Annotated in this window: 17 protein-coding genes, 2 tRNA genes and 2 rRNA genes; 9 read left to right on the plus strand and 12 right to left on the minus strand. The window is 62.1% G+C overall.

What is annotated here, in order from left to right:
• From BGC09_RS19890 to BGC09_RS19905, 4 genes are all read left to right on the plus strand, one after another.
• Nucleotides 1-926 (plus strand): (Fe-S)-binding protein (locus BGC09_RS19890; protein ID WP_141727873.1); only part of this gene is annotated, 926 nt, incomplete at its 5' end.
• A 269-nt stretch (nt 927-1195) separates the two neighbouring features.
• Nucleotides 1196-2521, plus strand: coding sequence for a hypothetical protein (locus tag BGC09_RS19895; RefSeq protein ID WP_069805964.1), 1326 nt, complete (start codon nt 1196-1198; stop codon nt 2519-2521).
• Between the two features lie 647 nt (nt 2522-3168).
• Nucleotides 3169-4734, plus strand: coding sequence for an APC family permease (locus BGC09_RS19900; protein ID WP_069805965.1), 1566 nt, complete (start codon nt 3169-3171; stop codon nt 4732-4734).
• Nucleotides 4735-4861: 127 nt separating this feature from the next.
• Nucleotides 4862-5545: a MerR family transcriptional regulator gene (locus BGC09_RS19905; RefSeq protein WP_069805966.1), complete on the plus strand. Its 684-nt coding sequence runs from the start codon at nt 4862-4864 to the stop codon at nt 5543-5545.
• A 105-nt stretch (nt 5546-5650) separates the two neighbouring features.
• Here the strand turns inward: BGC09_RS19905 and BGC09_RS19910 are convergent, their stop codons facing one another.
• Nucleotides 5651-6154: a hypothetical protein gene (locus BGC09_RS19910; RefSeq protein WP_069805967.1), complete on the minus strand. Its 504-nt coding sequence runs from the start codon at nt 6152-6154 to the stop codon at nt 5651-5653.
• Nucleotides 6141-7568: a CCA tRNA nucleotidyltransferase gene (locus tag BGC09_RS19915; protein WP_069805968.1), complete on the minus strand. Its 1428-nt coding sequence runs from the start codon at nt 7566-7568 to the stop codon at nt 6141-6143. The genes BGC09_RS19910 and BGC09_RS19915 overlap by 14 nt, the downstream gene beginning before the upstream one ends.
• A 373-nt stretch (nt 7569-7941) precedes the next feature.
• Between BGC09_RS19915 and gpmI the strand changes: the two genes are divergently transcribed.
• The gene (gene gpmI / locus BGC09_RS19920; protein WP_069805969.1) at nt 7942-9531 is read left to right on the plus strand and encodes a 2,3-bisphosphoglycerate-independent phosphoglycerate mutase; all 1590 of its coding nucleotides are present in this window, start codon (nt 7942-7944) and stop codon (nt 9529-9531) included.
• 116 nt (nt 9532-9647) lie between these two features.
• Here the strand turns inward: gpmI and BGC09_RS19925 are convergent, their stop codons facing one another.
• The 4 genes from BGC09_RS19925 to BGC09_RS19940 form a co-directional block, all read right to left on the minus strand.
• Entirely contained in the window at nt 9648-10406 is a 759-nt protein-coding gene (locus BGC09_RS19925) for a class I SAM-dependent methyltransferase (protein ID WP_069805970.1), read from the minus strand.
• Between the two features lie 119 nt (nt 10407-10525).
• Nucleotides 10526-11572, minus strand: coding sequence for a hypothetical protein (locus BGC09_RS19930; RefSeq protein ID WP_069805971.1), 1047 nt, complete (start codon nt 11570-11572; stop codon nt 10526-10528).
• 196 nt (nt 11573-11768) lie between these two features.
• Nucleotides 11769-13631, minus strand: a complete 1863-nt coding sequence (locus BGC09_RS19935) for a glutamate mutase L (RefSeq protein WP_069805972.1) — start codon at nt 13629-13631, stop codon at nt 11769-11771.
• 25 nt (nt 13632-13656) lie between these two features.
• Nucleotides 13657-14976: a hypothetical protein gene (locus BGC09_RS19940; protein ID WP_141727875.1), complete on the minus strand. Its 1320-nt coding sequence runs from the start codon at nt 14974-14976 to the stop codon at nt 13657-13659.
• A gap of 524 nt (nt 14977-15500) precedes the next feature.
• On the opposite strand from BGC09_RS19940, the gene BGC09_RS19950 reads away from it, so the two are divergent.
• Nucleotides 15501-16433, plus strand: a complete 933-nt coding sequence (locus BGC09_RS19950) for a DUF92 domain-containing protein (RefSeq protein ID WP_084659155.1) — start codon at nt 15501-15503, stop codon at nt 16431-16433.
• Here BGC09_RS19950 and BGC09_RS19955 read toward each other — a convergent pair.
• Nucleotides 16430-16798, minus strand: a complete 369-nt coding sequence (locus tag BGC09_RS19955) for a DUF4870 domain-containing protein (RefSeq protein WP_069805975.1) — start codon at nt 16796-16798, stop codon at nt 16430-16432. The two genes, BGC09_RS19950 and BGC09_RS19955, sit on opposite strands and share 4 nt — an antisense overlap.
• Before the next feature lie 298 nt (nt 16799-17096).
• Here BGC09_RS19955 and BGC09_RS19960 point away from each other — a divergent pair, with 298 nt between their 5' ends.
• The 3 genes from BGC09_RS19960 (at nt 17097) to BGC09_RS19970 (ending at nt 19897) form a co-directional block, all read left to right on the plus strand.
• Complete coding sequence (locus BGC09_RS19960) at nt 17097-17468, plus strand: hypothetical protein (RefSeq protein ID WP_069805976.1); 372 nt, start codon at nt 17097-17099, stop codon at nt 17466-17468.
• 93 nt (nt 17469-17561) lie between these two features.
• Nucleotides 17562-18662 (plus strand): DNA polymerase III subunit delta, encoded by a 1101-nt coding sequence (gene holA / locus BGC09_RS19965; RefSeq protein WP_069805977.1) that lies wholly within the window; start codon nt 17562-17564, stop codon nt 18660-18662.
• A 131-nt stretch (nt 18663-18793) separates the two neighbouring features.
• On the plus strand, nt 18794-19897 hold the full coding sequence (locus BGC09_RS19970) for a class I SAM-dependent methyltransferase (RefSeq protein WP_069805978.1): 1104 nt from the start codon (nt 18794-18796) through the stop codon (nt 19895-19897).
• Between the two features lie 60 nt (nt 19898-19957).
• Here the strand turns inward: BGC09_RS19970 and BGC09_RS19975 are convergent, their stop codons facing one another.
• The 5 genes from BGC09_RS19975 to BGC09_RS23165 all read right to left on the minus strand — a co-directional run.
• A complete protein-coding gene (locus tag BGC09_RS19975) occupies nt 19958-20440 on the minus strand; it encodes a hypothetical protein (RefSeq protein WP_069805979.1) in 483 nt (160 codons plus the stop codon).
• 277 nt (nt 20441-20717) lie between these two features.
• Nucleotides 20718-20834 (minus strand): 5S ribosomal RNA (gene rrf / locus BGC09_RS19980).
• Nucleotides 20835-20902: 68 nt separating this feature from the next.
• Nucleotides 20903-20975, minus strand: a tRNA-Ala gene (locus BGC09_RS19985).
• A gap of 13 nt (nt 20976-20988) precedes the next feature.
• Nucleotides 20989-21062, minus strand: a tRNA-Ile gene (locus tag BGC09_RS19990).
• A gap of 321 nt (nt 21063-21383) precedes the next feature.
• Nucleotides 21384-21479 (minus strand): 16S ribosomal RNA (locus BGC09_RS23165); the annotation flags it as partial.

The raw sequence follows: 21479 nt of genomic DNA on the forward strand, positions 1-21479 counted from the left end.
AGAGTCGCCCGCGTCCGGCGGATCAGAGCCAGCGCCCGCGGGTCCTGCTCTGGCCCGACACCTTCAACAACTACTTCCATCCCGAAACAGCGCGCGCCGCCGTCGAAGTCCTCGAAACCCTCGGCTTCCAGGTCGAGCTACCGCCCGTTCCCCTCTGCTGCGGGCGCCCGCTTTATGACTACGGCATGCTTGCCACCGCCAAACGGCAGCTAGAGCAGATACAGGCCGTCCTGCGCCCCTACCTGGAGCAGGGCATCCCCATCGTTGGACTAGAGCCGGGCTGCGTCTCCGTCTTCCGCGATGAGCTGCCCAACCTCTTCCCCGAGCGACCGGAGGCGCAGCAGCTCAAAGAGCGCGTCCTCCTACTGAGCGAATTTCTAGAGCAGCAGGCCCGAGACTACCACTGGCCACGCCTGGAAGGTCAGGTCCTGCTCCAGCCCCACTGTCATCAGCGCGCACTCATGAACGTTGCCGCCGAGCGCAGCCTGCTGAGCAAGCTCGGCCTACAAGTGCAGGTTCCCGACGCCGGCTGCTGCGGCATGGCCGGAGCCTTTGGCTTCGAAGCCCAGCATGCCGCACTCTCCCGGCAGGTCGGCGAGCGCCTGTTGCTGCCGACCGTGCGCGCGACCCGCCCGGAAACCCTGGTCGTCGCCGACGGCTTTAGCTGCCGCGAGCAGATCGCCCAGACCACACCACGTCGTGCCCTGCACCTGGCCGAAGTCCTCCAGCTCGCCCTGCGCCTGCCGGCTAATGGGCGACTGGGACCCTACCCTGAGCGGGCAGCCATCTTTGCCCCACCACTCCCCGCGGCCAGGCGCCGGCTGGGCAACGCCCTGGCCCTGACCAGCAGCGCACTCCTGGCAGTGGGCACCCTCTTGCTGCTCCGACGCCGAGGCCGGCGCTCCCAGCCGCAGCGGCGGAATTAGAACAAACGTTTGACATTCCATTGAGACCCGGGCTATAATAAGAGCCAGACAACACGATCAGGACCGGCCCCGCGAAGAGCGAGGGCCAAAGAGTCGGGAGGCGAGCGTTTTTTTCTGTAGAACAGCGCGCCGTGCTAGACGAACCGCTCTTCGATGAGGTAAAATGAGTATAAAGCGCACAGTGTTCAACGCTTACTCAGGCCACCGACGCTGGCAAGGAGACCGCGCCGCCGACCAGAAGACAGCCTGATCAGTGTTGGGAGGAATGCATGACAAACGAGCGTATGGAGAGAAGGCTATACCGCAGAAGCCCGGGCCGCCAGTACAATCAGGAGGATTATGAAGATCTGAGGTCGCAGAGCTATCGTGGACAGACAGAGCATACGCGCTGGCCCTCCGCTAGCAGCAGTCGCACCCCCTCCGGCTCCCTGCTAACACGGCGCCCTGATCTGCGCCGGACACGACAGCTGATGCGTCAGAGCATCCTGGCGAGCAAACGCGAGGAGATGAGCCTGCACAGCGAGGGGGTCTTGACCGCGCCCCCCGAGACGGAGGAGGAGCTGCTTCCGTCGGCACGGGGCCGAAGCCATACGCTCTATAGCCGAGAGCTGTACGCCACAGGCGGACTGCGCCCCTCACGTCTGCCCTCACGCCGCCCGCTACCGGAGGAAGAAGAGGCCGAAGAAGAATGGAGCGATGAGGTCATAGCGATCGCGGAAGACGAACCGGAGCAGTACGGTTTTGTCACCCCCGAGTTTGAGGAGCGCTATGGCCAACCTGGTGTCGCAGCTGGTCGCTACGAGGATGAGCCGATAGACTATGAAGAGGAAGGCAGCAGCGGCGAACCGATCCCGCCGGTCAGGCGACGAGCCACCAGACATCTGGCCACCCGCCGGCTGGCCGAACCGGAGTTTTTCCCCCCAGAAGAAGCAGAGGAGGAAGAGGAACACTACGAGGAAGAGAAGCCGCGTCGCAAAAAGCGCTTCCTCACGCGGCGCCGCGTGCTCGTCGGCCTGGGCGTGGCCGCCACCGGCGGGGCCGTGGTAGCCGCATCGCAGCTGGCCCCCAAAATCCCCGAGACAATCGGCAACACCGCCAGCAACATCGAGCGCCAGGTGGCCGACGCCTTTAACCGCGGTTTCCAGGCAGGCGCCGATTCGGTGCGCAAAGAGCTGATCTCCTCGCTGGAGAACATCGAAGGGGTCTCGTTGGACGCCGCCATCGCCGCGGCCCGCCTGCTGCGCACAGCCTACAACGTCTTCGTCAGCCCGCTCTTGACCCTGGCAGCCAACGTCACCGGCGACTTCCTGAACGTCACCCTGCGCGCCTTCAAGCAAGCGCGTCAGTGGCTGGCGAATATTGGCCAGGACAACCAGGTGCTGGCGGCCCTGCAGACCGTGCTGGAGAACTGGTCGACGCAGGTGAAGCAGATGCCCAAGCAGCTGCAGGCCATTACCGATGCCGACCTCGACGGCGCTCAAGCCTACCTGCGCGGCGTCCAGCGCAAGATCGCCGAAGAGAAGGCCAAGCTCAACGCCAGCGGCCAGCAAGCGACCCCTTCTCCATCGCCCACCTCTTCAGCCAAGAAAAGCTGACCCTGGCGCACGGATCAACTATTGTTTATACTCTAGGTAGAGAACGTTTCGCTGCCAGCGCTGGCACCTAAACGGCTCCGACCATCGCTGACGTCTGGTTAGGCCAGGGACGCACCTTCCCGTTGTGAAAGGAAGCCACGGGAAAGGGGGGATCTTTTTTCACTCAAGACAACCCTGCCGCATAGCAGGCAGCCTGACCCACCAAGCAAGCAAGAAAGCAAGCGAGGGCGCCCCGTCTCCAATGGAGGAGCAAAGCCAGCCAGGTCCTCAGCGCTTTGCGCCTCCCTGCCGCGCCCAACCTGCGCCCAAACCCAACCAACCAACCAACCAACCAACCAACCAACCAACCAACCAACCAACCAAAGACCTAGCAGGCAGCCCAGGCCAGGCGCCCTCGACAGCCTCACTCAAGAAGGACCGATTGATCGACCGACCGTCGTCAGGGCCGCCCTGCCTTTCGCCAGCGTTCTCCTCCTTCCTCTGCTCTGCAGCCAGGCCCCACCTGCCAGCCCTGTCCAGACGGCAGGCAGAGAGGCAGAGAGGCAGAGAGGGAGGCAGGCACAACACCCAGGCAAACAGAGGAGCGCCCGCCGAGGAGCAGGCGAAGGGAGAGAGCGGCCAGCTTTCCAGCCGGGAGGCAAACACTTATGGAGACAGCAGCAGAGAACAGCGGCACAGTCTTGCGTTCTGAGCGCATCGCGGGCGGCATTCTCCCGAAGGTCCTCAACTCCTTCGACATGGTCGCGATTTTCGTCGCCATCGTCCTCTTCATCAGCAACTCCAGCGTTGTCACGGGAGCCGGAGCAGCGGCCTTTATTTACTGGATCTTAGGCTTTCTGACCTTTCTCATCCCTGGAGCCATCGTCACCGGCCAGCTTGGCCTGATGTTTCCCGGAGAGGGGTCGATCTACGTCTGGACCACGCGCGCCTTTGGGGCCTTCATGGGCTTCTTTGCCGGCTTTTGCGCCTGGTGGCCAGGCGTACTCGTGATGATCGCCACCGGCGACGCCGTCGTCTCCCTCATCCAACAGCTTGGCAGCCAGTACGGTCTCAACCTCTTACCAGAGCCCTGGGAGCAGGGCCTGGTGATCCTCCTGGTCATCGCCCTTTCATGCCTGCTCTCGGTGCTACGCTTCCGTGTGACGCAGAACCTCGTCAACGTCATCTTTGTCGCCTATGGCGGCGCCATTCTGCTGGTCGGCCTTGCTGGCCTGATCTGGCTCGTGGGCGGGCACCCGGTCCAGGCTGACTTCTCCGCTGCCCACTGGCAGCTCAACAGCACGAACTACACCTTCTACGGCCTGGTCATCCTGGCCCTGCTGGGCATCGAGGTCCCCCTCAACATGGGGGTAGAGGTCCAGAACACGCGCGCCATCACCCGTTACCTGCTCTGGGGTTCAGTCGTCGTCATGGTGGCCTATCTGCTTGGCACCTTCGGCGTCATGATGGCCGTTCCCCCAGCCATCCAGAGCCAGGGCAACCCCTCCGTCGTAGCAGCAGCGGTCAAATACGGTTTTGGCCCGGCGGGCACGGTGCTGGCCACCATCGTCAACCTGATTTTCATTGGCTTCTTCCTCTTCAACACCGTCGTCTACAACTACTCCTTCGGGCGCCTGCTCTTCGTCTCCGGCCTTGACCGGCGCCTGCCCACCGTCATGAGCAAGGTCAACCGCAACCGCGTGCCCTGGGTAGCGGTGCTGGTTCAGAGTATCATCTCCGGCGTCCTGACGGTCATTACCTTCATCATCGCCCCCTTCGTTATCCAGGCCCTCAAGCCCTCGGACCTCTCGACGGTTGTTTACGACGTCCTGCAGGCCGCAGTCACCATCATCTGGTGCATCTCGATGGTATTCCTCTTCATCGATGTAATCTACATCCGCTACAAGTACCGCGAGAGCTTCCAGCGCGTGCAGCTGGCGCCAGACTGGGTCTTCTACCTGTGCGCGGTCATCGGTTGCATCGCCAGCGCCTTCGGAGTGGCCGTCATCTTCATCTCGCCCTGGACAACCCTGATCAGCACCCTGGCCTGGGATCTCTCGCTGGTAGGCTTTGCCGCGATCTCGCTGGTGGCTGGAGCCGTCATCTACTTTATCGGCCAGGCGACCATACGGCGCGATATCTCGGACGAAGAAATTCTGGCCGAGGTCATCGGCACACCCGAGGAGCTGAATCCCGCCAGCGATGCTGCCGGAGGGAGTAGCGCCTCCGCCTGAACGAGGGAGGACCGGCGGGGCGGGTCGGACCCGGCCCGCCCTTGGTCCAGTGAGTCTCGAAAGCGGGCCAGCGGCACGTTATATGTAACAGCAACAACTATCTCACACGTGCCGAGGTCCGCTTTCCTTGCAGCAAGAAGATGCCGAGCGTGAGCTGAGTATTGATGAACTATCGCAGGTGACAGGCATTTCCAGCCGCACCATCCGCTTTTACAATACGCAGGGCCTGCTTCCGCCGCCGCAGAGGAGAGGCCGCATTGCCTACTACAGCGGGGAACACGTGCGGGTTCTGACCCTGATCAAAGAGCTGAAAGAGCAGCACAACCTGCCACTTGAGCTTATCAGGCAGCTTCTGGAGATCCGCGCCCAACACGGCGAGATCCAGATGAATCTGGCCCTGAAGCAGAGATTGCTGCGTCCCCTGGCGGCAGGCAGTCAAGAGACCCGCTTCAGCCGAGAGCTGCTGCTTGAGCAGACAGGGATCTCCCCCGAGCTGTTCGATGAGCTGCTCCGACTGGAGCTAGTTTTTCCCGTTCAGGAGGGCGAACAGCTTCTGTTCACAGGCGACGATCTCCTGTTGGTCGAACTCTACCGCCGGCTGATGGAGCAGGGCCTGCCGCTGGCCCTGGTCACCCTGATTCGCTTCCACCTGCGCCAGCTGGTGCGCAGCGAGATCGCCGCCTTCGAGCAAGCCCTGCTCCCGCGCTGGCAGAGCCGTGGTCTTCCTCTGGAGGAGCAGGCGCGCCAGTTCGAGGAGATCCTCACGCTGACCGACACGCTGATCTCCATCCTCCATCGCAAGCTCCTCTAAAGCCTGTGGCAAGAGAGGGTAGCGCACCCTGGCGGAGAAGACTGGCGCGTCAGAGCAAGAGGGGGTCTGCGCGTCTCAGCTCAAGCAGCGTGAGCTGAGTACACGCTAGAAGACGCCGAAGTGATGCAGCAGGGCCAGGGTGATCACCACCACCAGGACCAGCACGATGCCAACCACAAAATAGATCAGGCGGCGGCCCAGGTGGATCTGACGCGGAGCCGTCTCGACAATTCTTTCAACGGCTTTCTTTTGCTGCTCCTTTTTCCTCTTCTGCTTCTCTAGTTTCTTGCGATACTTCTCGGCGGGAGAGGAGGTCTCGCTATAGGGGCCGGCTTTCATCTGGCGCAGGCGGCGGCGCATTTCCCGATTCAGGTTCTCGTACTGCTGCTGTTGAGGATCGGTCGCAGTGACCGTGCGTGGCAGGGTCGACTTCGCTCCCGGCACTGCCGGGCCACCGATGCGAGACTTCTGCTCCTGCCGTCCCTTACGGGCCTCTGCAGACTGCTCGCCAGTCTTGAGCTTCTGGGAGGCAGATGAAGAGGGGGATGGGGGCGAGGCAGCAGCCTGCGCCTGTGACTGCGTTTGCGCTCCTGGTTTATTCTTTGGCATGGCTCACACCCTCATGTTGCTCTTCCTGCTGTTTTTGTTCTTGTTGCTGTTGTTGGACGACAAACTCCCTGGCGAACTGGGCGGCGCGCTCCTTATCGTCGGGGGCCAGCACGCCATCGATCACCAGGCTGAGCAGATAGTCCTTCAGGGGTCGCAGCCAGGGGCCGGGGCCGCGTCCGAACATAGCCATCAGCTCATGGCCATCAAGCGGGCTTTTCAGCGGTACCCGCTCGGCCTCCTCCTTCAAGCGGCGGCAGCGCTCGGCCAGTTCCACGACGCGCGCGGCGGCGCGTGAAACCTTATCGGCGCGGTAGCTGGTAATATCGGCGCGGGAGAGATCCAGCAAATCCTCCAGATCGTCGTTGGCCTCCAGCATCAAGCGACGTACCGCCCCATCGGTCCAATCTGAGCTATAGGCATTGGCGCGCATATGCAAGCGGACCACGCGCGCGACGCGCTCGCAGAAATCGCGATCGAAGTGGAGGCGTCGCAAGATATCGCGGGCCATTGCTGCCCCGACCTCCTCATGGCCGAAGAAATGCACCTTGCCATCTTCGACCGTGCGAGTGCGCGGCTTGGCAATATCGTGCAGCAGCGCACTCCAACGTGCCACCGGGCGCGGTGAAGTGCGTTCTACAACGCGCAGCACGTGCGCATAGACATCCTTTGACGGGACGCTCCGCTGGCTCTGCTGCTGGCTCACGCCGCGCAGCTCCAGCACCTCGGGAATAATCCACTGCATCAGCCCCAGCTCGACCAGCAGATCCAGGCCGCGCGCCGGATGGGGCGAGAGCAGCAGCTTATGCATCTCGTCGCGAATGCGCTCGCGGCTAATCTTTTGCAGCTTGCTCGCCTGACGGGCAATAGCATGGCGCGTCTCCTCTTCGATGGTAAAGTGCAGCTGGGCCGCCAGGCGCACAGCGCGCAGGAGGCGCAGCGGGTCCTCATCGAAGCGCTTATCAGGCTCGTTGCCGACGGCGCGCAAGAGGCGTCGCGCCAAATCGAGGCGTCCGCCGAAGGGATCATAGAGCTGGCCGGTCAAGGGATCATAGGCCATCGCATTGATGGTAAAATCGCGCCGGCGCAGATCCTCCTCCAGGACGGTGCCGAAGCAGACCTCCGGCTTGCGCGACTCGGGGTTGTAGCGCTCATCGCGGAAGGTCGTAATCTCAATAATATGTTCACCGTAGTGGAGGCGCACCGTGCCAAAGCGCTCCCCTACCAGGACAATGGCCGTCGGCTTCGTCGGCGCTACCAGGCGCTTGATCTCATCTGGGCGGGCATCCGTCGCCAGGTCGGCGTCGCTTGACTCACTGCGCCCGAGCAGCACATCACGCACTGTCCCCCCCACCATATACAGCTGTTTGTTATGTGCGCGAAAGATCCGGGCCAGTTCTACAATGATATCTCGCATCGAATGTGTGTATATTCGCTTCCCTTCCCTAATAGAGTCGTTCCTATGCTGGTTCGCTACGATTGGTCTTCTCCTTCTTCGAGCTTTGAGCACTGTTGGCGGGGGAATTGCTGGAAGCGATCTGCCTCTCTGCCTGATCCAGGACAGGTTACAGCAAGTGCAACGGATCTATTATATCATGGCCTCTGGCCACAGGCGATAGCCAGCTTTGCCTGTCCGGCCAGACAGCCTCTCGTCTCTTCTGTTCCCCGTTCGCTCTGGTCAGCGAGCGCCAGCTCCGCGGCTTTTAGTTGCAGCCTGCTGAAGGTCAGCGGCGGCCATGATACAATAGGACACACCTCTTAACTTTTCGACTGGAGCAGAACGAGGAACGATGAGTAAGGCATCTCCTGGGCGACCACGCCCGTTCGTGCTGATCGTGATGGATGGCTGGGGCTTCAACCCGCGCACAGAGGGTAACGCCATTGCTCTGGCCCGCACGCCTCACATCGACGAGCTCGAGCGCCGCTGGCCACACACCCTCGTCAGAACCTCGGGTGAGGCTGTCGGCCTCCCCGCCGGTCAAATGGGCAACTCCGAGGTCGGCCATCAGAACATCGGAGCAGGCAAGCGTGTCTTGCAAGATTTCACCCGCATCAGCGAGTCTATCCAGGACGGCAGCTTTTACCGGAATCCGGCCCTGCTCAAGGCCATCGAGCACGTCAGACGCAATCACTCGCAGCTGCACATCTGCGGCCTCCTGGGCAACGGTGGCGTGCACGCCCACGAGGATCATCTGGAGGCGCTGCTGCGCCTGGCCCGTCAGCATGAGATCGAGCGCGTCTATATCCACGCCTTCACCGATGGGCGCGATACTTCACCTACCGCCGGCATCGAGTTCATGAAGCGTCTAGAGACGCGGGCCCGCGAGATCGGCGGCGATCATCCGGCGCGCGTGGCCACAGTCAGCGGGCGCTACTACGCTATGGATCGTGATAACCGCTGGGAGCGCACCGCCAAGACCTACCTTGCCATGACGCGCGGCGAAGGAGAGCGCGCCTCATCGGCGGTGGCTGCTATCCAGCAGTCCTACGAGCGCAACATCACCGACGAATTTATCGTCCCCACCGTGATTATGGAAGAGGAGCATCCGCTGGCCCTTGTCAAGGAAGGCGACGCCCTCATCCATTATAACTTCCGTCCCGACCGTGCCCGCCAACTGACCAAAGCCTTTGTCCTCGAAGAACTGCCGCCCCAGGCCGCTGGCAAATTCGAGCGCGGCCCTCGCCTGCGGGACCTGGTCTTCGTTATGATGACCGAGTACGAGGCGGGTCTGCCGGCAGAGGTAGCCTTCCGCGCCGACGAGGTTGAGATGCCGCTGGCCCGCGTCATTTCCGAGCACGGCCTGCATCAGTTCCACACTGCGGAAACTGAGAAATATGCTCATGTGACCTACTTTATCAACGGGCGTCGCGAGACCCCTTTCCCTGGCGAGGATCGTCTGCTTGTGCCCTCGCCCAAGGTTCCGACCTACGATCTGCAGCCTGAGATGAGCGCTTCAGGTGTCACCGAGACAGCTATTGAGCGCATCCGCAGTGGCCAATATGACCTTGTGATTATGAACTATGCCAACGCCGACATGGTCGGTCACACTGGTGTCCTGGAGGCGGCCATTAAGGCAGTCGAGGCGGTCGATGCCGGCGTTGGGCGTGTCGTCGAGGCTACGCTGGCGGTAGGGGGCGGCCTGCTGATCACTGCCGATCATGGCAACGCCGAGCAGATGATCTACTACGATAGTGGCAAGCCCATGACGGCCCACACGACGAACCCGGTGCCGCTCTATCTGGTCGTGCCCCAGCTCGCCGATGCCAGGCTGCGCAGCGACGGCATTCTGGCCGACATCGCGCCCACGATCCTGCAGATTATGGGGCTATCTCAACCGCGCGAGATGACAGGTCGCTCATTGCTGCTACCTCAGCAGTAGACAGAGTTATCCACATCTTGTGGTGGAATCGGGGGAGTTATCCACATCTTGTGGTGACATATGTGGATAACTCTCCACCGGTGTGGATAACTCGGAGGGAGGAAAGAACACTTTCCTCAAAGACGGCGAGCCAGGAGGCGCAGACGGCGATAATCCAGCTCCCAGCGTCCTTCTCTGAAGAGAGCAGGGCGGGCTTTGGCCTCGATCGCGGTCAGAATCTCCTCCTTGCGGTCCGCGGGCACTACCTCCAGCAGCGCAGAGCCAAACATCTCCAGCCAGAGGCGCAGCCCTCGCTCACCCTCCTCCAGCGCCGTTGGTCGTTCAAAGAGCCAGGCGGCCTGGACCTCGAAGCCATGAGCCTCCAGCAAGGCCGCATATTCCCCCAGAGCAGGGAAATACCAGGGATTGGGCGGCGTCACCGCCAGCCGCTCCTGCAACACCTCCTGCACAGCAGCGCAGACTGCCGCTACGTTGCCGCGTCCTCCCATCTCCAGGACCAGGCACCCGCCCGCTTTGAGCAAGCGAGCCAGCGCCGCGGCTACCACCTCGGCCTCGGGTATCCAGTGCAGGGTGGCGTTGGAGAAGATGGCATCAAAGGGGCGCGAGTAGAAGAAAGAGCGAATATCGCCTACGTGCCATTCGAGGCTCGGATAGTGCTGGCGAGCGACCTCTATCATCGCCGGCGAGCGATCGAGGCCCACCACCTGCGCGCCACTGCGCGCAATGGTCGCCGTCAAATGGCCCGTTCCACATCCTACATCCAGAATCAGCTCACCCGGGCGCGGCTCCAGCAGCTCTATCAGGCTGCTGCCATAAGCAAAGACGAAGGCATGCTTCGCGTCATAGAGGGTCGCATTCCAATCGCTGGCAGCCAAGACAGCACCTCAGCAGATTCTTAATAAACCAGGATGACCACGATACAAAGAAAATAAAAAAGAGGAGCGCAGGACTGTGAGGCAGCGCCTCCTTTCAACAGGAGAGGACCGCCGCGGAGCTACCCAATGCGAGCGAGGCAGGAGAGGGCGGCCATAATCACCTCGCCCTCCTCCAGAAGCACACGGGCCGCCTGAGCGAATACCCCTGAAGGGAGCCGCTGACGATGGAGAAAGAGCGAGAGGATCTCGCCCGTTCTGCCGCAGTAGTCACCAGAGCAGACTCGCACGCGCGCCCCGGGCACCAGGGCCAGATCTGGCTCCTGGCTGGGGAGGGCTTCGGCCTCAGCGGTGGTCAGCGAGATCAGCAGCTCTGGCAGCGCAGGCTGTCGAACCGAGGTGAAACCAGAGAGAAGGGCCACCCGGCCCTGATAGCAGCTCAGCAGCTGCAAGAGGCGCGCCGGCATTGCCAAACTCCCCAGACCCTCTGTCAACATGATCGTCAAGGGCGGCAAGCGAGCTTGCCGGTCCTCAGCGTTTGGGCTGTTCACCAACTCCAACAGGTCGGCATGAAGGAAGCCCTCAAGGTCGCGCAGAAAGATACTGCTGGCGACGATGCCAACCACGCCGGAATTGAGGGCATGGCGCAGCAAAAGGAAGCTCAGCGGGCCGGGCACCACCAGAATAGCGCCGGGGGGAATAGGTTGCTGGCTCGAACGCGCAGCGCCACCATCCCGGGCCTGCCAGAGCGTCAGCACTCCGGCCACCTGGGGGCCAGCGCCGAGCACTCCCTGGATCGCCAGCACCTGACTCTCGATCACCACTCCACCGCGAGCCGTCACATCGACAACACGCCCCCCTAGGCCAGCCGGCACTGTCTCCTCACCCAGTGCAGGCACGGCTAGCGCCGTCTCCGTATCGCTCAGGTGATGGGTCTGCGTTGGCTGGATCGTCGGCAGCTTCCGCGTCACCGCTGGCAGAGAGAGACGGGGAAGGCCGCCAAGCTTCTCGCCAGGCTCCTCACGCTTCAGCCGGATCACTGGCTGGTCAGGCTCGACTGTCTGGCCGGGATAGACCAGCGCCACCGCTCCTGCGCGCGAACCACCAGGCCAGCGCTCTCTGCGCACCACAGCCTGTAAGCGTACAGACCACCCCAGGGGATAGGCCATCGTAGTTGGCGCCTCCCACACGCGCGCCAGATCACAAGTGCATCATCAATGAAAACGGTCTCAGAGAACCCTTGAGTTGCAACAGAACAATAACAACAACGACAGGACCGATGTGCAAACCAGATCGAGCCAGAGCCGTGCTGGCGTGAGCAGGCAGCCAGTACCAGTAGCCAACCGTTAGGTAGTCTGTATCAGGCTAGGCGCCAATGGCCTGAGACCATTGCAAGAGTCGAGCCTGGCGTTCGGCCTTATCCGCCGGCAGTACCAGCGGGCGCCCGCGGGCGTCGATGATCAGGCCAACCAGGCCCCCATCGATCTCCTCGGCAGCGCGTGCCCGTTCGCCGGGACCGAGCCCCACATCGACCGTCTGAGCAGGATAGAGTGTCAGCAGAGCCTGCTCATTCAGGCGCAGAGGGACCACTTCAATCGAGCCGCTCATGACCTCGACCTGGACCTGCCGTCCATTACTATACTCTACCACGACGCGCAGCGCAATCTGGTCGGGCGGCAGAGTCCCATAGGGGATCACGCAGGTTCCCAGGCGATGGGTCACGGCATCGTTCTCATTGACTTGCACAGCGGCCACCGGGTTCACGGTTGCGATCGCCCCCAGCTGTTGGAAGAGCAAGGTGCGATCCAGCACCAGCGAGGTCACGCCGCGCGGCTGCAAGGCATCGAGCAGCATCAAAGCTGCCTGAGCGGGGCGTGGGGCATGAGCCAGTACACCGCCGGTAGCCAGGATCAGATCGGGCGAGAAATTGCTGAGGGCGCCCCCTTTCAGGGCTTCGGCGGTCAGAAGGATCGCCTCGCGGGCGAAGGCCTGGCTGATTTGCAGCTCCCGCTGATTGCTGGGGACCACATGGGGGTGCAGCATCGTATTGAGCACAAACTGGCGCAGCTCCTCATCGGAGACGTCAAACGGCAACCAGCGGCTAATATGCTGGGAGCCAACGCGCTTCAACAGTTCGCCCAGCCCAGAGCCGACGCCGATGCCCGCCTTGACCATCGGGATGAACTCCCCGCGCTCTCCAGCTAACAGCAAGGTTGTATTGGCCCCTCCCGCATCGACGGCCATGACGTTCATCGTGTAGTGGTGGGCCAGAAAGCGCACCAGGCTACTGAGGGAGGTTGCTGTGGCTACCGGGGAGGCCGAGGACCAGGACCAGAGGGTCTCGCTGCCGGGCAAACGGCGCAGAATCGAGCGTTCGTAGAGTGAGCTGGCGGCCAGGCTGATCGGGCCGAGATTGGAGGCTGAGACCAGGGGGTCCAGGCGCATTACTTCACCGGCCCCATTGATCAGGCGTCGCGAGGCCTCCACATACTGAGGGGCGGCGGCATAGAGCACCGGCACAGGGAAAAGCCGCGTCTTCTCGCGTTGCTCCTGGGCCGCATTCACCAAAAGCTGGCAGGCCTCCTGAATCGGAGTGGCTCCTGCTGGCCCATCGGCCATACCAACAATGATAGCCGCATGCGGCTGTAGCTCGCGCAGGCGGTCGATCTGCCGGCGCCATTCCAGGGCCAGACGTTCGGGGGTCCAGGGTAGGGGGCTGACCCCTGGCAAGGGGGTAGCGCCCGGTTGCGTGAGCTGGCCAGCGGCCATACTGGCGGTAAACGTTGGAGACGGCAGGGCCTGGGTCTCGGCATAGAGGCCGGAGACCGCCTGGCTGACCAGGTCCGTCAACGCGGGGCTGGCCGCGCCCAGAACCACCAACCGGAGCGGGCCGCCAGCGCTAATAGTGGTCACGAAGACATCCACGCCATTGCCATCCGGCTGCTCCGGCTCCAGCAAACGGCCATCGACAATAATCTGCCGCCCCGTGACCAGCTCAATCTCGTTGATAGCCTGGACGATGCCCCGAGTAATATCCTCCTGGGGAGTAGCCAGCGTTGTCGGGGCCTCGCCGCGTGCCATCAGGCGATACTGTCCTTCGACCAGGCCCAGCAACGAAACCTTGGTCAGCACGCTGCCGCAGTCGGCAACCAAAATAGAATTTGCGGCAGCGGCATCTTTTCTATGAGCGGCTGCCTGACCCTCCTGCTGATTCAACTGCGTCTGCATCTCCAGAACACCCCTCTTCTCTCACCTAGTGCGGGAACCAGCTACGAATCACATCGAGGAAGCTACGCTTAGCAGGCCGGGCCTGAGCCTGCGCTCGAGACTGGGCGTGGGCCTCGGCGCCTGGCCCTGGAGGCGGCGCAGATGGAGGCGGCGCCATATAGGCGGGAGCCGCCGGAACAGGATTCGCGCCGGCATTGGCGCCGATACCGGTATAGGCAGCGGGATACCCTGGAGGGTTCCCAGGCGTTCCGGGCATTCCCGCCCCAGCGGCTCCCGCCGCTGGAGGTGAGGCCGGCGCCATCTGCCCGTAGCGGGGGTCAGTTCCCTGAGTGGGCAGCGAAGGCGTCGCCGAGGCCACCCCCAGGAGAGAAGCGAAGACATTGGCCGCCGCTTCACTCTGCTCGCTGACGCCCAGCTCCGTACGGGGCCGGCTGGGCACACGCATATTCTCAACGCGCGGTTGCATAGGATCGGGCAACGTTCGCCCAGGCTCCTGGACGGCCATCGGGTCCTGTCCATGAGAGCCAGCGGGAGCAGGCGTTTCCATCGAGGAGCGTAGCCATTCGGGCAAAGCATTCATATCGATGAGTGAGGCCGCCGTCAGCCCGCCGGCGGGCAGAGACGGCGTCGGAGGGGGAGCTGCCGATCCTCCTTGCGCCCCTGGGGATGGCGAGGCTGGTCTCAAGCCCGCATTTTCCAGCTGACCCTCACGCAGCCAGGCGGGCAAAGCGCTCATATCGATCAAAGAAGCTGCTTCCAGGCGGGTAGCGCCTCCGGCTGCGGGAGCGTCCAGCCTCGGGGCCGCCTCTCCAGTCGCGCTCTGGCCCCGTAGCCAGTCCGGTAACTGCTGGGGATCAATCAAATCGTGGGCCTGCAGCGGCTGCCCGGGTGCGGGAGCTGGTCCTGGCTGGGCGCTTGTCGCCCGGCTCCACTCTGGAGAGGCGGGTCCCGACGGCTCCACTCCGGCCCCAGCCGGGCCAGCCGCAGCCGTCGACGGCCCTAAAGATTTCATCCATTCTGGCAGGGCCTCCGGCTCAACCAGGCTTGAGGCGGGAATATCCTTCTGACCGCTCAGCCCACTCTCACGTGCTCCCGTCCCCTCCTGTCCCTGCCCCTCGCGCATCCAGGAAGGCAGGGCCTGCTCATCGATGAGAGAGCGGGCAGTAATCCCTCGGGCGGGCGGGGCTGCTGCGTAGCCCGCCGGCCCGCCAAGCTGGGCACTGGCCGGAAACTGATATTCTGCAGTATCTTCCTTTTGCTCGGCGCGCATCCAGCTTGGGAGGCTCTCCTCGTCGATCAAATCAGCGGCAGAGAGAGGGATAGGGCCAGTAGTACCCGCTGGCAAGCGCTCACCTGCCCGTAACGACTGCAGCCATGCCGGCAACTCTGACCGCTGAGATACCCCTTTCTGCGCATCTGCAGCACCTGCAGCACTTCCAACTCCGCCAGATAATGGCAAGCCGCAGCGCCGGCACGTCGCCATGCCGGCAGCGACTGGCTCTCCACAGTTGCTACACCTAATCACTGTTGCTCCTCACTTTCACCAGGCCGTCACCTTCGCTCCTGGATCTGGCTCGCTCGCAGTGTAGCATGCTTTTCGCTGGCACGCAACGCACTGCGCTGGCTGCCTGCCTCGATTGCTATAGCCACCTGGTGATAAACATGACCAGGCTCACTGATATGATACTATAGATCCATAATTCCCAGCCAAAAGTACTACTTACTTCTCTCCGCTGCAGACTACCCTCCCCCTCCCTTGCAGGCGAGCAAGGCCCTTTTTACAATAGAACTGGCCCTGTCGGCATTCTGTAACAAAAGATAGGACAGATGCTTCTCATTCGCCAGACAAAAGAAGGAGGAGACACGGCGATGGAGAAAAGGAGCGCCCACCGTTTCCCGTGGTGGTGGCAGTTCTTAGCCTGGTTACTGGTGAGTAGTGGGATTAGCCTGCTGGCGCGGCGCCGAGGCGCTCTCAGTCGCAGCGGGGTGCCAGCGGCTATCGTGACTGGCACGGTGACCGCCGGCGCAGGTGGCTGGGAGCTGGGCCTCTCCCTTATCTTCTTCTTCCTCTCCTCCAGCTTCCTTTCTCGCTTCCGCCAGCAGCAGAAGGCCACTATCGCGGCGGAGCAGTCCAACAAGGGCAGTGCTCGCGACATGCTGCAAGTGGCAGCAAACGGAGGTGTAGCCACCTGGTGCGCGTTGCGTTATGGGCTACGCCGGCGTTCAGTGCTCTCGCCGGTCCAGGTTGAGCGCACCTCCTGTGATCCCTGGCTGGCGGCCTTTGGGGGCGCTCTGGCAACGGCAACAGCCGATACCTGGGCTACTGAGCTAGGCATGTTGACGAGCCGTCCTCCCCGTCTGATCACAAGCGGGCGTCCGGTGGCGCCGGGCATCTCAGGGGGAGTCTCCTGGCCGGGCACGCTGGCTGCAGCGGCGGGCGCTCTGGCAACTGGCATAGTGCTGCAGGGCTTGCTCGCCCTGGCCCGGCTGCGCCCCGGCGGTGCCAGTGAGCCAGACCACAGCCGACCGCTTCCGCTCGCCACCATCGCCTGGCTTAGCGGTCTGGCAGGCAGTCTGATCGACAGTCTTCTCGGTGCCACCCTCCAGACCATCTATCGTTGCCCGCGCTGTGGGCAGGAGACCGAGCAGCGTCGCCACCAACGGTGTGGTAGCCTCACCCAGCGTGTGCGTGGCTGGCCGGGAGTCAACAACGATGTAGTGAATTTCCTGGCAACCCTGAGCGGGAGCCTGATCGCTGCTGTCCTCAGCCGCTGCAGCGCGCCCCAGCGGGGCCGGGGCTAGACGAGATTGTCCGCCAGCCGGCTGAAGAAGGGTAGCCGATAGTCCGGCCTGAGCCAGGCCATGAACATGAGCCACAGCCAGAGCAAGAGCATCAGCCAGCCTAGCAGGTTGATCAGCAGACTCAGGCCAAACCCAATCAGCCAGCCAAAGAGGGGCAGCAGACCCAGCACCCCGTGCAAGAACTGAAGTGCCAGCACAACCAGCGAGAGTGAGCCAAAGGTCACCAGCGATTGGGCCGCGTGCCAGCGCACATTGCGATTCTTCTCGACTACGAGGAGGATCAGGCCCGAGATCCAGATGAGAGCATAAGCAAGCACCCGTTCTAGACGCTCGTCCAAGCCGAGGGTTGTCATTCGATTCATCATGGCCTTTTCCTCGAATTCGTCTGGTTAAGATGCCAAATTGTTTCCAGGATCTGGCTGCCTATATATACGCAGGGCGCCGGGAGGTGTTGCAGGGCCAGCAAGAGCAAGGAGCAGGTAGCCTTTGGCCGCCAGTCCTCGGCTTCCACATTTTCAGCACTCTGGGGTTGACCCGAGCAGCCAGGCCAGGTCAGCTCGATCCCCCCTCGATGCGATTGGGAGGAGCCACTATTGTCAGTCTTCCGGAGCTGCAGTATAATACGAACGCAAAAGCTAGCTAGCGGGAGGCAATGCGAGGTCTATGGGAGGACCAGCACTCATCATTAATCCCAGCGATGGGCTTTTCCTGGCCAGCTTCTTCGGTTTCTTGCTGTCGCTGCCCCTTGCGCTCTTTATCATCTTCTGGGTCAGCGTAGTGCTGGTCAGGCGGCGCTGGGCGGTGCTTCTGGGAACCTTCATCGGGGCGTTTATCGGCCTGCTCGCTATTCTGGGTTGGGTCGATACGCTGATTTTCGATACACCATTGCCCAATGCCCAGGTTGGGGCGACCTTCTTCGGCTCGTTGTTCCTGTGCAGCGTGCTGGGTCTGGTTGGCGGCATGCTGACCGACTGGCTTGTCGCGCGGGCGGAGAGCCGTCGCTCACGTCGGCCCACCACGCTCGTCCCCGAGTGAGTCAGCTGCGGCTGGGGCCAGCCAGGAATGTCGCCTGTCGCCAGGGGGCGTCTTTTTTTGACTGAGGGCCAGTGAGTAGGTGAATGGTGGTCTATGTTCTATTTGCTGCATGGCGATGATGAGTTCAGCAGCCGCGAAGCGCTGCGGCGCCTCCGTCGGCAGGGGGATTTTGGCTACAACCAGGATGTCTACCACGGCGACGAAACCGAGCTGGCAACCATCGTAGCGACGTGCAGTACGCTCCCTTTCCTGAGCGAAGGTCGGCTAGTAATCGTCGAGGGGCTGCCCCGCAAGCGACGGAGTAGTTCCTCGACCGCTCAGGAGCGAGAGGCAGCCAGCGTTTCTGCCGAGAGCGATCAGGGGGCAGGCTCAGCAACAGGAGAGGGTGCCGGGGAGCGCAAGCGCAGTCGGGCGCGCAAGGGGAGCAAGAAAGCGGGTCCTGCTTCGCGTGCCGATTTTGAGCAGGGGCTGGCGAGCTTTGTGCCGGCGATGCCGGCCTCGACTACCTTGATCCTCCTGGTTGATGAGGCCCTTGAGGCGCGTCATCCTCTTGTGGAGGCGGCCCGCCGTCATGGTCAGGAGATCAAAAGTTTGCTCCCCAAAGGAGCCGCGCTCGAACGGTGGATCGAGGAGCGCGCCGCGCAGCTCAAGGTCCGCATTACGCACGAGGCGGTAACGCTGCTGGCGAACTTCATCGGCAGCCAGACCCGTATGCTGGCCAACGAGTTGGAGAAGCTTGCCACATATGTCGGTGAAGGCGGCACCATCGATGTTCCTCAAGTGCGGGCCCTTTCTGCCCAGGTGCAGGAGACGCGCATCTTCGATTTGACCGACGCCCTGGCCCAGCGCAGACAGAAGCAGGCCCTGGACATTCTTCACAGCCTGCTGACCGAAGGGCAGCCGCCATTGCTCTTACTGGGCTTCATGCTCTCGCAGGTGCGCACGCTTCTCCTCGTCAAAGAGCTGACGCAGAAAGGATTGCGCGCAGCAGAGATTGCCTCGACGCTGGGCATCGCGCCTTTCATCGCCGAGCGAGCTGTTCAGCAAGCGCGGCAGTTCAGTCTTGTTCAGCTTGAATTCATCTATCGCCAGCTCGTCGAAACGGATGCCGCCTTGAAGCGCAGCCGACTCAGCCCCGAGGTTGCTTTTGACCTGGTGCTCATGCACTTTTTCACCGTCCCAACCCGTCCCTAGCGGCAGCCGGCCCCCCCGCCGCGGACCTGTGCGGAAGCCCATTGACAGCAGCAGCAAGCGCCTGCTCAGCCTCCTTAAGATGCGGCACACTTGTTCTCAATCAAGCTCAAGCTGTTCCCAAGGATGCACCAATGGCCACGAGTTCCCTCCTTGAACAGAGACTGATCGCGCGCATCGAGCGCGAGGGGCCACTGTCCTTCGCCGAATATATGCGCATAGCGCTCTATGATCCAGAGAGCGGTTACTATGCAGCTGGTACTCCGCGCATCGGCTGGTCCGGGGATTACTTCACGAGCGGCGACCTCGGAGACTTCTTCGCCCACTGCCTGGGGCGCCAACTCTGGCAGATGTGGGAGGAGCTAGGCCGCCCGCAGCCCTTACGGGTCTGGGAGCAAGGAGCCAGGCGAGGCGAGCTAGAGGTGGGGGTTCGCGCCTGGGCAGAGCAAGAGCAACCGGCATTTGCTACAGCCCTCAGCTACCGCGGCCTCGACCTGCATCGGGGGGAAGACATTCTTTCTGCCGAAGTGCTGCAACAGCTTCGCGAACAAGAGGGAGTCCCTCATGTTATTCTGGCCAACGAGCTAGTCGACGCTTTTCCGATCCACCTCGTGGAAGTGCAGCAGGGGCAGCTCTACGAGATCTACGTGGGTCTCGAAAAAGGCAGATTGCGGGAGCTCGCCGCCCCACCAGCACCGGAAGTGGTCACCTACCTTGACCGTTATTGCATGCGTTGGAGAAGCTTCCCCAACGGCTGGAGGGCAGAGATCAACCTGGAGGCCCTCCGCTGGGTAGAGCTGCAAGCCTCGCTGCTGCGGCGAGGTTTCCTGCTCGTGATCGACTATGGAGACCGGGCCTCGCGGCTCTACCGCCGTACCCGACCTCAAGGGACACTGCTCTGTTACCACAAACACCGTGTCAACGAGCAGCCACTGGCAAGGCCCGGAGAGCAGGACATCACGGCCCATGTGAATTTCAGCGCACTGATCGATGAAGGACGTCGTCATGGCCTTCGTCTGCGCCTCTTCACCACGCAGCGCGCCTGGTTAGAGCACCTGGGCATTTTCGAGGAACTCGAGCAGCTCCGCCGTACCCACTTCTCGGCAGCAGATCAAGAGCGCGCCACGGATCAAGGACAGATCGCCCTACTCCGCTGGTACAACCTGCGTCAACGAGTCCTGGCCCTGACCGATCCCGCGGGACTGGGCAACTTCAAGGTGCTCATCATGAGGCGCTGAGCCTCGCCGGTGCCGGAGCGTCGTTCATAGGGTGGCCAGTTGAAGCTGAAAGGTCTCTCTCTAACGCAGCAGCGAAGTATCAATAGGCGAGCAGGCGCTGCTTGTGCCATTGAAGCTATCGCGATGGAAATTCAGCCACAGCTTGCGCGAGGCCAGGCCGGTAGGGTCGCTGAGATTGAGCGAGAAATCCTTGAGGGCGGTCCCCGTGTCATCGGTCGTCAGCGGGCCGACTAAAAGGAGAGTGGAGCCGCCACAGCTGCCCTCATCGATCGTCAGATAGTAAGTGGTAGCAGGTTTCAGGCCCTGGACAGCGATTTGCAGGTGGGAAGGGGAAGGGGCCAAAGCATTCGCCTGGTCAGGAGCATGGACCAGATGGGCCTGGATGTTAGAGGAAGGGAACGACAGCGTGCTAGAGAAAGGCTTGCCCACATTCCCAAGGAGGCCCTTAGCAAAATCGGCCAGGTTGGGACCGAAGATAGCGACAATGACTAACACGAGGAAGACCACTACAGCGAGGCGTGTCAAAAGCTTCCAGGGCTTCATCACGCAAGTCCCCCAGTCAAACAAGCTCGCCAGAGAGGATGTAGAGCAAGACAATTGATCCGTAGCCGACCAGCGCAGCGGCCACGATCGCTGCCGCCGTAAGCTGGGGCGACGGAGAGAACACCATCATCATGGGTTCAGAATCTATTATAGGCGAAGCGCAGCGTAGGTGTCTATCGTTGTCTTCTGCCTTATGAGAGGGATGCGAGGAGGCAAGGGGAGGGAGGGAGGGAGGGAGGAGAGGTAGAGAAAAGAAAAGCGCCCATCCAGGCAGGTGGGGCGGCGACGTCCTACTTTCCCACGGGGCTGCCCCCGCAGTATCATCGGGGCTGGAAGGCTTAACTTCCGTGTTCGGGATGGGAACGGGTGTTTCCCTTCCGCTATAGTCACCGCTCCACCTGCATGGACAGGCGGATAATCAGCGAGGCAGTTCGCCTGGTAGGGAACTGACATCCCCTCAGGTGGAGATGAGGGGATTCGAACCCCTGACCTCTGCCGTGCAAAGGCAGCGCTCTACCAACTAAGCTACATCCCCCTGTGCGGGTGGGTGGGCCATCCTGGACTCGAACCAGGGACCTCAGTCTTATCAGGACTGCGCTCTAACCACCTGAGCTAATAGCCCACAGTTAGGAGCCGACGAGGTCACATCGACGGGTGCCGGGTGACCCGAACACCTGGAGAGTGATAAGGCGAGTTTATGACGACCGACCTGCCAGGCTTAGCCTTATGGCAAGTGGTGTTCTCTGCAATGCTGCCACCCGATCACCGCTTTTTATTTTACCACCTGTCAGAGTTTCTGACAAGGGGGTTTTCCGCGGATTCCCGACTTCCGCAGAGAGGAGAAGTCGGGACACCGAGACGGGCGACAGGATCGACCTGGGAGAGAAGGAGTGAGCGAGGCAGAACGAGCTGCCTGCGATCTGCTCCTCCTGCGACTCCCTAGAAAGGAGGTGATCCAGCCGCACCTTCCGGTACGGCTACCTTGTTACGACTTCACCCCAATCACCGACCCCACCCTCGACGCCTGCCTCCCCTCTCA

Source organism: Thermogemmatispora onikobensis (genome assembly GCF_001748285.1).
GTDB lineage: Bacteria > Chloroflexota > Ktedonobacteria > Ktedonobacterales > Ktedonobacteraceae > Thermogemmatispora > Thermogemmatispora onikobensis.